At 39.2% G+C, this 14,178-nt stretch carries 10 protein-coding genes and 1 pseudogene; all 11 read right to left on the reverse strand.

The window, feature by feature from the left end:
* Positions 1–109 precede the first annotated feature (109 nt).
* Positions 110–2,569, reverse strand: coding sequence for an SP_1767 family glycosyltransferase (locus SPADD19_RS08625; RefSeq protein WP_061455794.1), 2,460 nt, complete (start codon positions 2,567–2,569; stop codon positions 110–112).
* A complete protein-coding gene (locus tag SPADD19_RS08630) occupies positions 2,562–3,446 on the reverse strand; it encodes a glycosyltransferase family 2 protein (RefSeq protein ID WP_061455795.1) in 885 nt (294 codons plus the stop codon). The genes SPADD19_RS08625 and SPADD19_RS08630 overlap by 8 nt, the downstream gene beginning before the upstream one ends.
* A gap of 50 nt (positions 3,447–3,496) precedes the next feature.
* Positions 3,497–4,510 (reverse strand): sugar transferase, encoded by a 1,014-nt coding sequence (locus tag SPADD19_RS08635; protein WP_061455796.1) that lies wholly within the window; start codon positions 4,508–4,510, stop codon positions 3,497–3,499.
* Entirely contained in the window at positions 4,507–5,745 is a 1,239-nt protein-coding gene (locus SPADD19_RS08640; RefSeq protein WP_061455797.1) for a glycosyltransferase family protein, read from the reverse strand. The genes SPADD19_RS08635 and SPADD19_RS08640 overlap by 4 nt, the downstream gene beginning before the upstream one ends.
* Entirely contained in the window at positions 5,726–7,228 is a 1,503-nt protein-coding gene (locus SPADD19_RS08645) for a glycosyltransferase (RefSeq protein ID WP_061455798.1), read from the reverse strand. The genes SPADD19_RS08640 and SPADD19_RS08645 overlap by 20 nt, the downstream gene beginning before the upstream one ends.
* Before the next feature lie 60 nt (positions 7,229–7,288).
* Positions 7,289–8,497, reverse strand: coding sequence for a glycosyltransferase family 8 protein (locus SPADD19_RS08650; protein WP_061455799.1), 1,209 nt, complete (start codon positions 8,495–8,497; stop codon positions 7,289–7,291).
* Positions 8,498–8,502: 5 nt separating this feature from the next.
* The gene (locus tag SPADD19_RS08655) at positions 8,503–9,735 is read right to left on the reverse strand and encodes a glycosyltransferase family 8 protein (RefSeq protein ID WP_061455800.1); all 1,233 of its coding nucleotides are present in this window, start codon (positions 9,733–9,735) and stop codon (positions 8,503–8,505) included.
* 13 nt (positions 9,736–9,748) lie between these two features.
* On the reverse strand, positions 9,749–10,624 hold the full coding sequence (locus SPADD19_RS08660) for an acyltransferase (RefSeq protein ID WP_061455801.1): 876 nt from the start codon (positions 10,622–10,624) through the stop codon (positions 9,749–9,751).
* On the reverse strand, positions 10,625–12,718 hold the full coding sequence (locus SPADD19_RS08665) for a glycosyltransferase (RefSeq protein WP_061455802.1): 2,094 nt from the start codon (positions 12,716–12,718) through the stop codon (positions 10,625–10,627).
* A gap of 18 nt (positions 12,719–12,736) precedes the next feature.
* The gene (locus SPADD19_RS08670; protein ID WP_061455803.1) at positions 12,737–13,600 is read right to left on the reverse strand and encodes a CatB-related O-acetyltransferase; all 864 of its coding nucleotides are present in this window, start codon (positions 13,598–13,600) and stop codon (positions 12,737–12,739) included.
* A 251-nt stretch (positions 13,601–13,851) separates the two neighbouring features.
* Positions 13,852–14,178: pseudogene (locus tag SPADD19_RS12880) on the reverse strand (glutamate--tRNA ligase); the annotation flags it as partial.

Below are 14,178 nucleotides of genomic sequence, written 5' to 3' on the forward strand. Positions count from 1 at the left end.
TAAGCTGGCGATTGTGATAGCAAAGAGATTTTAAAGCGGTCTCTATCTGACGAATATAAGCATAATCTCCTGCCAATACTACTGCATTTTTATTATTCATGTATCTTTCTTATTCTATTGGCAAACGAGATAAGTCTGCCACGATTTGTTTGGTGTAGGTTTCATCCTCGATGAATTCAATATCTTGGTCAAAATTATATTCTGCCGTGTGTTTGTGTCTCAACTTGACTTTCGTCTGTGCTCCCATCTGCAGCCACTCGTATTCTGAATCTATATGCCCAATATCCAGTGCTTGGTAACCATCATTCGCCAAATGAGCAGCCAATACTTTTGCTGTTGGGCCTAACATAATCAGAATTAAGCGATCCTCCGCATATTGGCGAATCGTGGCCTCAATTGTGTCCACATCCTTATAAGCATTGTGTGAAGAACAAACAATTCGTAGGATGGAGTTTGCACGATCAAACAGATCATTACCCACCCCTGTACGAGAAGTTGCTCCTTCAACAATCAGAATATCCCGATTCTCCCACAGTTTTTTAAGTTTGTCAAACTGGGAGGCTGCTCGACTTTTATCTTTAAAGTCAATATAAGGACGTGAAATAAAGGTAGATCCATAGCAAGGAGCTGGAGCAATTTCACGATAAAACTGATCATAATGATCCAAATGCTTTTTCCAAAAATCTTCTGCCCACCATGTAAATTGGAAGCGATCTTCGAAAGCATCTGGCAAACAGACTAAGAGTTTTTCTGAACTGTTCTTTCCAACCAACTCACGTAGAGATCGTGCTAGTTCAGGATGATAATCTTGGTAGGCGATAGAATGGCCAGCTATTAGATTGATTTCACCATCTCCAAAACGAATGACAGATGAATGATTTTCCCTAATGAAGTCCAGACTCTCATCAATGGACTTAACCGTTGGTAGAGGGAGAATTTGAGGCAAGCTTCCTTCTCCATCCAACTGCTCAATCGCCGTGATCAGTTCCTGTAGTCGCTCACTTGAAAAAAGAAACTGCCCATGGTCCCCGTGTTGGGTTTTATAAAAACCAAAACTAGGAATCCCCGCCAATTCTACCTGTGATAGAATCTCACCAGCTTCATCGCCATGATTAATATCCAAATAAAGATCCGCACTATGAATCAGCTGGTTCAACTGCTCCTGATTGATCGCAGGATACAAACTAACATTGGGATGTTGCTTTAATTCGACTAACTTAGGCCCCATAGCTGTCCAAGCACCAATATGAAACTGTACAAAAGGAAGAGCACAAACCAGTTCTTCGATTGACTCGAGATCTTGCGTTTGGGTCATGGTAAAGGAGTGCAATCGTGGAAGCTCGTGAACTTCTCCCCATTTACCTGTCTTTATACGCTCTTTAATGAGTGAATGCATTTGTTCAATCGTATTGACCTCTAACTGCGCTTGCTCACTATGTCTGGTTTCTGGGAAGGACAAGATCGGTTTCCCTGTTTTCGCATAAGCCGCCAAGGTTGCTTGATCAGCAGTACCATAGTTAATATCTAAATAGGCAGCAGAACGATGGATTAGTTCTTCCAATACTGGAGGGACGACTTCTGGATACAATCTCACATTTTCATATTTTGCAAGACGCACCAATTCCTCTCCCATTTCCGTATAGGCAGCAATATGGAACAAGGCCTTCGGATGTCCCTGAATCAATTCCTCAAGGTTTTTGAAGGATTGAGAATTGGTCAAATTGAACAGATGGAGTTCATAATCTGGATCCATCTCTATCTGGAAGTCCCCCATATGGTGAGACAAGACCTGACTGTAATCCATGTCATGAAAGGCCCACGATAATTGGCGGAAACGATTGGCACTTAGCGTCGTCCATGGTTTCCTGTGAGAAAGAAAGTGGACAATATAGGGATCTTCACTATCTATAAAGTGATTTGGCCAATGACTCATAAAAGCAGTCACGTCATGACCAACTTGGAGGTTCATCCTTTTATCCAAGGCTAACCATCTATCACGAAAGACCTTATTAAAGATTGTCTGATCCCCATTAAATTTAGGAATATTTCCTTCTAAAGCTTGCTGGAGTGAGCCATTCGTCTCATTCACCAACTGCTCTGTCATATTTTCTCGTTTCCACAAACCATTGTCAATTAATAAGACACCGGAATTAAAACTTTGGTTATCTGTGTCCATCACGGCTGCAATCGGGTGGCCCTTCATATCTATTTCAAAGATATCCTCTAAGTTCTTTAGAACCAGCAAATCCGCATCGAGATACAGCACCTTTTCCTCTGAGATATACTTCGGAATAAAGTAGCGAGAATAAGCATCCAGACTAATATGTTCCTGAGTCCACCAGGTATCCCTCACATCATCCGGATTCAATTTGACATCAATGAGGTCGCCCCCTAAGAGCTGAGCCATCTTCCGTGGTTTTCGAAACCAGTCTGGAAGGATGTCTCGATTCAAAACATAAATTTTCACATCTTTATTGTGATAAAAGATGGATTTTATGGTCGTCGATAACTGAGCGGTAAAGTTCTGATTTCCTGCTAGAACAATCGCCCGACTTTTTGTATCATGCATGAACACTCTTCTCCTTGATTCGTTTTTTTACCAATACTTGCTGATAAGCTTCCATGTCTCCATGTTTTAAGGTCTCTTCTTCATGAATGGCCAATCGCCACTTGTAAGCAGCAATTTCTGCATCTATTAAGCCCTTTGGAGCTCCGATCAATTGAAGAATCATCATGCGTTCTTCGATACTTTGTAACGGATAAACATCTGCAAGATTGACCGTTTTGGTCACACTTGTCTCACGTTTACGATGCAGATAGATGGCACGGTTCATATAGACAATTTTATCGGCTTGTAGATAGACCTTGTAGGTCGTAAAATCATCCTCTACCGTTTTATCTGTTGGATAAACAATCTCTTTAAACAATTCCGCCTTATAAAGCTTTGCCCAAGGGACCGTGAAACATTGGCTCAGATTATACTGCCCATCATATTGATGTTGGAACCACTCAAAAGGAGAATAGACACGCTCAAAATAATCATTTCCCCCAACATGGATTAAAAAGTTCCCCTCTTCTTCCATAAATTGAGTGAAATTCCCAATTGCAATATCTGCATCTGCTTTTTTCAGCAAATGATATAAACTCTCGATATGATCCAGTTCCAACCAATCATCGTTATCCACAAAGAGAATGTAGTCTCCTGTCACCGCTTCTAAAGCACGATTCCGGCTTGATCCAACTCCACCATTGGACTTATGATAGACCTTCACTCGAGGGTCCTGAATCTTGTAGCGTTGGCAAATAGCGGCAGAACCATCCGTTGAACCATCGTTGACTAAGATTATTTCTAAATTTTGATAGGTCTGTTGGATGATACTATTTAAGCAATTTTCAAGATAGGCCTCTGAATTATATACAGGGACGATGACACTAATTTTTTCCATTTTTTCCATTTTCTTTTATATTTTAGCAGAGAGTGCGATGTAAAAGGTATTCATAACTTGCAGGCCAGGCAAAAGATTGAATCAACTAACAACTTCTTAGTGATATAGCCCTCTTTAAGGAGGAAAGCAAAGCCTTGAGCCCTACTACTAATTTCTTGATAGGATTCTGGAGCCATGTTTTGAACCAATTGATTGGCTTCTTCCAAACTGTTCACAGCAAATCCTAAGCCACGCTCTTCTATCAGATGACTATTTGACAAGGTGTTGGGTACGATCACAGGAATTCCTGCTGCAAGATAGGTGCTGAGCTTATGTGAAATATTCATTTCGTAGTAGTCAACATTCTCCCCATCGTTGTACTGGGTATTCCAGACAAGACCAAAGCCTCCCTTTGAGAGTTCCATCAGGAGTTCTTCATTGCGCTTCCATCCTTCAATCACTAAATTGGCTTCTGGATTGCTCTTTGGCTCATTCGCAAAAACTCGCAAAGGGGTTTCATAAACCCAATTTTGCAACTCTGGAAAACGTGTCAAAGATCCTGCAAAGAAAATCTCTTTTTTAAATCCTGGTTGGTTCAAACTGAGGTTATGAGGATGGTCCCAAAATTCTTGAATCAAGACTTTTTCCACCGTTAGCCCTTCTTTACGCAGACGATCCACCATCTGCTGTGATGGCGCGATGATAACATCTGCTTGGTTGAACATATCCATATAAACTGGCATGAGGTAGGCATTATCTCGGAACATCAGTGGAACAACATCATGGATGAACACCACTAATTTGACCCTCAGATCCTTCATCTTCGCTACAAATTCCGCATCAAATTCCCAACCATTCCAAGTTGGTGATTGAAAGATAACAATATCTCCAAATGAGATACTAGCCATGATCCCATCCAGACGCTTGCTTCGTTCCCCTGGACTATCTGTCGTGATATTATAAAAATAGATTCCGATTTCACGAAAACCCATTGAACGTGCAATTTCTGTCACAGCATTCTGAGCTAAGATAACAGTACTATCGCCTGCCATACCATATAGATTTGTAATATGTACTTTCGTCATAGTTTCCCTTCTTTATTTTCTGTCATTTGAACTATCATCTTTAACTCTTCTTTTGTTGCTAGCGCCGGATGCATCTTTTGCTTATCATAGGCTGATTGATATTTTTTCGGATCTTCCAGCTGAGATAGTTCATCGATCAAGTCTGTAATGGCATCTTTTTGAAACAAGTGATCTTTTGTATAAACATTTGGTCGGTGACAGGTTTCTTCAAAGGCATATAAAATCATTCCTTTTTCAAGAGCCATTCGATTTCCGTCTAAAATTTCATCCGCATATGCGATATCTAGGTAAATACGGCATTTAGTTAATAACCGCTCATAATTCTCACCTGAAATTCCTGGATAAAGGTGAACGTTTGGATAATCATTGAGACGTACTAATCGTTCCCCCATCTCTGTCAAGGCTGCAATATGAAACTGAAAATGAGGAAGAGCGGTCACAAGAACTTCAATCTGTTCGATTTCTTGAGTGTTTATCAAAATGAGAACCTGTGGCTGAAATTCCTTCAAATCTCCCAAATAGGTAGGGAAAAATAATAGACGATCATGCGATGCTCTGCCGTTAGCATCACGAACGAATACTTTTACACCCTTGTCCACCAGAGGAGCAAGTTCTGCTTCAGGAAGAGTTGACCGACCATAGAAGATAATCTGTTCCTTCTCAAGTTTGGGTAAAGCCTTCAACAATTCTGGATCAGACAAAAATACTGTTTCAACCTGCAAAAGGACTTCTTGAAGAAGGGCTTTTTTCGCTTCTTCTATCGAGGAAAACCCCCGTTCTAAACCATCGATAGTTTGATAGAGCGCACGATCATGCTGATGGAATAAATGTAGTTTTCCCATTTTATCATTCGTATAAACAGATAAATGACATTCATTTGCACTCCAAACTTCTTTCAGAAAAAGTCTTCCAGAAAGATCATAGTAATCACAAGTAGAACAATTGTCATCTGGATTATACCACTCTACTTTTTTGACCCTTTGAGGGTAATCCTGATAACAGTCTATTCTCCCCCTCCTCACTCCATCAGAAACAATATCCCCATTCGCATACACTTCCCAAAACGGGGGTAACGAAAGACCAGTCATATGCAGAGGTGAATTTACTTTTTGATTAGAAGAAATAAAATCCAGAATATTTTCTATCTGTAGAGGCTGGATGGGTATTCCAATTTGTTCTAGGTCATCTCTCAACCTCTCATCATCTGAAGTCCATTCATTTACCAGATAATACATCGTTATTTTTTCCCCTATTCGTCAAAAACTCTCTCCATTGTCCAATAATTTGATCTGTCATATATCGTTCAGCCAATTTATAAGAACCTTCTCGTAGAAAATTTAAGTTTCCAAAAGCCTTCTGCATACTTCTCTTCAAGTCAGCAACCACTTCTTCATGTGATTGATTTACAAAGGGAACGAGAAAACCATTTCGACCATTTTTAATAAAAGTGGGATTCCCATAGGGAACGTCTGTTCCCACCATGACAAGGCCAGACCCTATCGCCTCTAGTAAAGTTAACCCAAACGTTTCCCACTCGGAAGTGGCCAAATAAAGTTCATATTCCTTAAAACGAGTTTGAAGATTTTGGTGCCCCTTGAGATGAATATAACTTTGAGCATTTAACTGCTTAATTTTTTCTTCTATTTCTTGCCAAAGCATACCTTGACCATAAATGTCCAATGTAACCTCTGGGATTTTTTCATGCAAGGCCACTACCGCATCAATCGCTAGGTCCAATCTCTTTCTCCGTTCAAACCGTGCTGCAATCATCAGGCTATAAGGCTTGCGATTATCAGAATATTGCAACCTTTCAAGCCCTCCGACTGGCAAGACCGATACAGGCTTATCCGTCGACAAATCCCGTTCTAATTCTTCCTTTTGAGCTTCCGTAGATACAATGATATGGTCGAAATAGTTAGCATACTGAAAAAGAAGGAAATATTCTGAATTGATACAGTCGCCCCAATGGTGTATCGAATGAAGGACACACGATAAGGTTGCTTCACCCTTCATTTTTAAAAGAGTCTGCGTAAAGGGAAGACGCTCTAAACGATCAACAATGATATGGTCTTTTGCAGAAAATTGTAAGGTGCCGATCGATTGGCTCAAAAGCTCCGACTCACTGTAAAACCAATGAGTCCCCTGCCGATAGACCGATTTCGTCAAATCACCTGGTGTCTTTTTGATTTCCTCCAAAGCTACGGAACCATCCAAATTATAAAAAAGACGCTGAAAGACTCTTGCTTCTAAGCCCGCATCAGTGGGAACAGCTGTAAAATATTCTGTATAAAGCTTTACACTCCCGTAATGTTCCCTACGAAGAAGATGACCAGCTACATAATAATCGACATAATCAACATAATTTGACTTAAGAGTATTTCGATGAAAAACAAGTGAAATCCCATTCTCTTCCGGAAATATTAACTCTTGATCTCGTTCAATCGGAGTGGAATGAAGATTCAAACCTTGCTTCATTTCCTCCACACTCATTGTCAAGGTCATATCACGCTGATCTGTTAGTAACATATGTACTAGAATGATTTCATCTTCCGCATATCCCAAAGATAAATAGTAATCCCATTTATATCTAGGAGGAACTTGCGTAAAGACAAAACGTGCTGGGCACCCCAGTTTCCTAAAGATTTGTCCACGGTAAGCCTGAGCAACATCGACACCGTTAGGCTCTAATTCTACCATCAGATTAAAAGTGTAAATCATCTCTCCTCCAAGCAAAATCCAGTTGTATTTTTATAACGATTTTTCTCTCTCACCACAAATCTAATTAGTCAATGTGACCAGATAAGATTTAATTTCTTCCACCATCATTTCAGGGTTCTGAACCGGATAAACATGACTTTCTCCAGACTGGTCCTTGCTGGTATTGTCAAAGGCGTAGATTGGTTTTCCAAGTTTATGAACTTCCTGTGTAATCGACATAATTTCATTAAAATGATTGATATCAAGATAAAAATCTATTTTTTCCAAAACGGTTTCAAAATTATATCGGTTAAAGCAAGGGTAGATTGTCACATTAAGATAGCGTTGAAGATCAACGACTTGCGATGCAAAAGTTGTATGGGCTAGAATATGGAAATGCACATTAGGCAGGGCTTGAATCAGGTACTCCAAATGTTCCATTTCACACGCATTTGTGAAAATAGCTGTATGGTAGGGTTCCTGTACAGTTAAAGCTCCTAAATCACGATTTGTGATTTCTGTGCGCAATAATACATCTGACCAATCTAGAGCATAATAGAACCACCAGCGATCACCTAAACGGTTTTTGTAAGTCGGTAACCATGGCTTTGCATCTGTATAGTGGATAATGAAAACATCCTTTTCATCAGCAGTCGCTCTTTCATTCCAATTCCTCCATTGTAATTGAGGATCAACCGAGTCTGTCCCAACCATGAAATTATATTTCGCTTCTAATTCTTTCCAATTCCCAGCAAAAAAACGATTCAATATCCCTTGGTCACCAAATACATCTTCATGGTATTGATCCGCCAATTCAAACAGTTGAGTGGAAATGTCATGTTCTCTCCAATATTTATTATTAATCAACATGACTCCTGAATTAAAATTTGACCACATAACCTCATCTCGTACAGCAGCTAAAGGGCAATCGTCAAAATCCGTCTCAAACAACTCTGTCAAACTTCCATCTACAATAATATCTGAATCAAGGTATAAAACCCTTTCTTCTTCTACGATTTTTGAAATGAAAAAACGAAAATAAGCTGCATACGAAAGATGAGCTGTGGGAAGATGGTAACCCTGTAAATGGTTGTCTGAAATTTTCACATTTACAATTTCTGAATGGATCGTTTTCAATCGTTTGTTCATCACACGAAACCATTCTGAAGGAAGATCATCATTAAAAACGTAGAATTTAACGCTATCATTATGCGCACAAACTGACTTGATTGTTGTTTCTACCTTGTCCATATAGCCATTATCAGCCCCTAACGCTATAACTTTATTCATCCAACTTACCTTTCTTTTTTTAAATCTAACTCTAATTTGATCTCATTTATCATCAAATCCACCTCAGAAACGGGAAACACCCTGCTTCGTCCATAATTATCATGGTTTGTGACATCAAAAGCATAAACCGGTTTTCCTATATTATGTACCTTATTGATAATATCAGCAATTTGATTTCCATGATTAATATCCAAGTAAAAATCAAGCTTACTCATAATATCATCAAGATTAAATGGTGTGAACCCTGGATGAATCGATACATTTTCATATTTTTGTAGATCAATAACAGAAGAGGCAAAAACGGTATGAGCCAATATTGTAAAATGGACTTGTGGAAGTTCTTTTAGAAATATTTCAATTTGTTCTAGTTCACAAGAATCCGTAAAAATAGCTGTATAGTACTTTGGTGGTTCTATGAGAGTATGCCAATCACCCACCTCATTTTCATTAATAGGATTTTTTCTTAACAGGATATCTGACCAATCCACACTATAATAAAACCACCACGTCGACCGGTAACGATTGTTTGAAAGATGATACCATGGCTTATCATCTGTATAGTGAATAATTAGCGGATAAGCACCTTCCGGTAAGGCCGAATCATACCAAGCTCGATCATTTACACTTTGCGCTAATGTATCCATACCGACCATAAAATTATTTAAGCGATTTAGTTTTTTCCATTGGCCTCTAAACAAGATATTTAAAATTCCTTGATCACCAAATACAGTTTGATGATACTGTTCTGTCAATTCTAGCAATTGTGAGGCAACTTGCTCCTGTTCCCATCTTGTGACAGGAATAACCATCATACCAGAATTAAAATCACCTGTATAATCACCATCAAAATAATCAGGTACCCCCGCCAACATATATTCTTCTAAGGCAACATTATACAAGTTATCTAGACTTCCCGTCACAATGATATCTGAATCCAAGTAAATTGCCCGTTCTTCCTCAACAAATTCACCAATAAAGTAACGAAAATAAGCCGCATAGGATAAATAACTAATGGCTAAACGATAATTTCTAAGCGAATGATCCGAAATTTTCACATTTACAATTTCTGAATGGATCGTTTTCAATCGTTTGTTCATCACACGAAACCATTCCGAAGGAAGGTCATCATTAAAAACGTAGAATTTGATATGGTCATTATGCGCACAAACTGACTTAATCGTTGTTTCTACCTTATCCATGTAGCCATTATCGGCCCCCAGTACAATCGCCTTTTTCATTTTATTTCCTTTTTTAGTTTAAACTATCCACAGCATGTCCAAACAATCGTCTTTGAATTTCTTCCACCATCATTTCAGGGTTCTGATGAGAAAATATACTACCACCCAACTCTGCCCTGTGAGCTACATTATCAAAAGCAAAGACTGGTTTTCCCTTTTCAAATGCCCGATCTACAATAGAATCCACCTGATCCCAATGATTAATATCCAGGTAGATTTCTGATTGATCCAATAAATCCTCTATAATATCATCATGGTGGACATTTGTATATAAGGTTACATTCTCGTACTTCTTAAAGGCTTCTAAGCGATCTGAAACATTGGTCTTGGCTGCAATATGAAACGAAACTTCTGGAAGATTTTCTACCAAATACGTCAGGTTTTCCAGAGTGTCTGAAGCTGTCAGAGTAAAGACATGATGCTCTAATTGCGGACGCTCTTTTATGATGAGTTCCTCTTTACTTACAACAATGGAGTTACTTGGAATATCCTTATGAATGACTGCTCCTGCACCAATAATAACATTGTCACCGATCGTGACTCCCTTAAGAATCACAACATTGGCACCAATCCAACAATTTTTTCCGATCGAGATCTTTCCGTAATTAAAAGCGATTTTTTCTACGTGGTAGTTGGAATATTGATGATTACTATCGAAAATACGAACGCCATCTCCAAACATGGTATCCTTACCAATTTCAATATGATATCCACAATGAATGGAACAGTTAATATTAAAAAAAACGCGATTTCCGAGTTTCAGGGTTGCTCCATTCCCCACCTCTAGGCAAACAAAAGAACGCAAGGTAACATCCTGCCCCAGTTCGACATGAGCTGTAGGGTCAATTGAAATCTGTTGAAATTTACCATCCAATTGAAATTCTGTCATTTATTCTCGTTCCTTTCTCATATTACAAATCGCATCAACCAATCCTTGCCAATCTTCCATTGGGAATACCTGTTGATGATGCTCTGTCGATTTCACTTCTTCAAAAGCCAAGATTGGCTTATCTTCCAACTGAAAACGATCTAAGATTTCTATTGTCTTTTCGCCAGGATTGATATCCAGTAATACATCACTCAAGGTAACTAACTCTGCATCTAGGTTAGGCATGTTATTAATTCCTGAGTATACAGTTACATTTGGGTAGACGAGCAGGCGTGCAAGCTCGTCGGATACTAGAACACGCGCAGCAATCTTAAAACAAACATTCGGTAAGCGTCGAATCAGATCCTCCAAATGAGGAATTTCAGCTACACTCGTATAAACCAAGCAAGTAAGCGGACGACCTTCTGGGTAGAGATCTACTTCACGCAGCGGAGATAAATCAAGATTATTAGAAACTTCCGACCAATCCAATTGCGCATAAAACCACCAAACATCCCGATAGGTCTGTGCCGCTAGCGGAAACCATGGTTTCCTATGAGATAAATAATGGAGAACCTTTGGAAACTCTTGACCTTCTGGAATTTGATAATCTGTAAAATGATTGTGCAGCACAACATGATTCAGATCAAATGGCAGTTCATACCAATTGTTTTCAAATACCATATTTAAAATAGATTGATCTGCCTGGTCCACTCGATCGTGCCATTCATTCGTCATTTCAATCAGGTATTGACTCATTTGTTTGGCTCTCCAATAAGCATTGTCAATCACTAAAAAGCCTGCATTGAAGATTTCTCGGTTGTAAAAGACACGTCCCCCATAATCTCGGACTGCTGCGACAGGATATCCCTTTAGATCCATTGTAAAGAGATCATCAAGCGGCCCCGTCACTACCATATCACAATCCATGTAAATCACGCGCTCTTCTTTAACAAAATCCGAAATAAAGTACCTCAAGAAAACAGTATAAGATATATCTGTCTTGTACTGTTGGATCTGCGAACTCGTGACACGACAATTTACAATGTCACTATCAAAACGAACAAGATGACGATTCATCCCCGTAAACCACTCCTGTGGGAAATCACCATTGATGAGGTAAAAGCGGATATTCCGATGGTGGTAAAGGACTGATTTCATCGTTGCCAAAACCTGATCTAGATAAGGATAATTGGCAGCCAAAACAATAGCCCGTTTTTCTCCACGATGCGGTTGTGGTTTCAAACTCAAGGCTTGGTATTTTTCCGAAATTTGTCGATAAGCCTCACTATTCTCTAAACCATGAAATCGACTGTTCGCCAAGCACGCCTTTAATACCATTTGATAAAGATTGATCGTTTTTTCAAGAGGATACCCCCGGTTGGCTAAAAGCGCCAATTTTTCTTCCATCTCACAAACCAAGGCAGGCATCCACTCCCCAGTCCAAGTATGAGAGAGACTACCCGTGCGTTCTCGATAAGCATATAAACCTTTATTCAGATAGACCACTCTCTCACTGCTCAAAAAAGCCTTGAGGCTCAAGAAACGATCCTCTCCTATTCGATCCTTTGAAAATTGTAATTCATCAAACAAGGAACGTTTGTAAAGTTTCCCCCAAGCAGAGAGGAGCGCAAAACTCTTATTAAACTTTGTCTCATAAAGTCCATCAATCAGCTGTACAGGGGTATAGAGGCGCTCATAATAATCCTGCTCCCCCATAAAGAAATAAAAGAGACTCTCTGCATCATTAAAGAGATAATAATTAGCGGCCACTATATCTGCATGATAAGTTATTAGTTTATCATACAGTTCTTCAATATAGGTTTTCTCTATCCAATCATCTGAATCAACAAAGGTCACATACTCACCCGTTGCTTGACGAATACCGACATTTCTTGTATCAGAAATCCCAGTATTTTCTTTTGCAAAGTAGGATATTCGTTCATCTTTTTCAAGATACTCTCGACAAATCGCATCACTTCCATCTGTTGAGCCATCATTGATGATTAGGATCTCAAGATTTTGATAGGTCTGCTGAAGAATGCTATCCAAACACTGTCTAAGGTATTTTTCAACGTTATATACGGGTACAATTACACTAACTTTTTCTGTCATTTTTACTTTTTACTTTTATTATTTGGGAAGGTATTCTGCAATAAAGGCAGAAATATCCTTACTCATAATTTTATCAAGCCGTTCTGCAACGACTTGTTCTGGCCAATCCCACCAGGAAATCTTTTGCAGTGCCAAACGTTGTTCTTCATCTTCAATACGATAACGGATGAGTTTTGCTGGATTTCCTCCAACGATTGCATACGGCGCTACATCTTTTGTCACAATAGATCCAGCCGCAATTACTGCTCCATCTCCAATTGTAACTCCCACCATAATTTGGACGTTGTTACCAATCCAGACATCATTCCCTACAAGAGTAGGTTTAGAAAGAACATGGTCATCGAGAATTGGCAAAGACTGATCTGTATAAAATTTTTCTAAGCTCTTAAAAGGATACGTCGTCACCAGGTCAAGAGCATGATTGGCGGTTACAAAGTAGACATTCTGTCCAATAGAGCAATAATCCCCAATGATAACCTTCCCTCCGTGATCAAAGTCAACCAACAAAGGAATGCCATAAGTATGTGGTCCCACAGTTAAGGCTCCATAATCAATTAAATGACGACTTGTGAATTTCGTTTTGAAATCGAATAAATCTGATCGCAAATCATAAAGACGCAACTCGAGCGGAATAGTCTGCTGATGCATCCCTTCCCAATAGGAATAGCCTTCCTCCTCATAACAACAGGCAAAGGTGGCTGTCAATTGCTTATCCTTGGAAAACAAACGAATCTGATGATTTTCAACATCCCAATATCGCTCGTTATCATGACCTTCTCCGCCAATATCTTGGATCTGCCCATCAGGTGATAATCGAAAATAACGCGAATATTGCTTATTCTTATGTGAAAACACACAATACCGTCCGACTACAACTGCCATTTTCCCTCATTTCTATCTAACCATATTTTTTTACATCAATAATTAGTACAAATAGGCTGAAATAGTTGGAAAATCAACCTCCAACCGGCCTTATTGCCACGTTATTATTATACCTTATTTCAGATAGTCGATCCATACCTTTGGCTGAAATTATCCGTATCTGCTGGAAAAGTTAGAGACAAAATAATACAAAAACAGGGGGATCTGAACAAATCTTGAAATGTTCTCCACGATCACCCCTATTTCATATTTTATTTTGTAATTTTATCCAACATGCTTTCAATATGTTGGATGGATTTTTCGCGTCCAAGTAAGTAGATGGTATCTGGCAATTCAGGACCATGCATTTCACCTGAAACGGCAATTCGGATTGGCATAAAGAGGTTTTTCCCTTTGATCCCAGTTTCTTTTTGAACTGCTTTGATTTGTGGGAAGATATTTTCTGCCACAAACTCATCGTCTGACATGGCTTCCAATTTTGCTTTGAAGGCTTCAAGTACAGTTGGCACTGTTTCACCAGCCATGACTTCTCGCTCAGCTTCTGTCAATTCTGGGAAGTCTGAGAAGAAAAGGTCTGT

This window comes from Streptococcus parasanguinis (assembly GCF_001578955.1).
Classification (GTDB): domain Bacteria; phylum Bacillota; class Bacilli; order Lactobacillales; family Streptococcaceae; genus Streptococcus; species Streptococcus parasanguinis_U.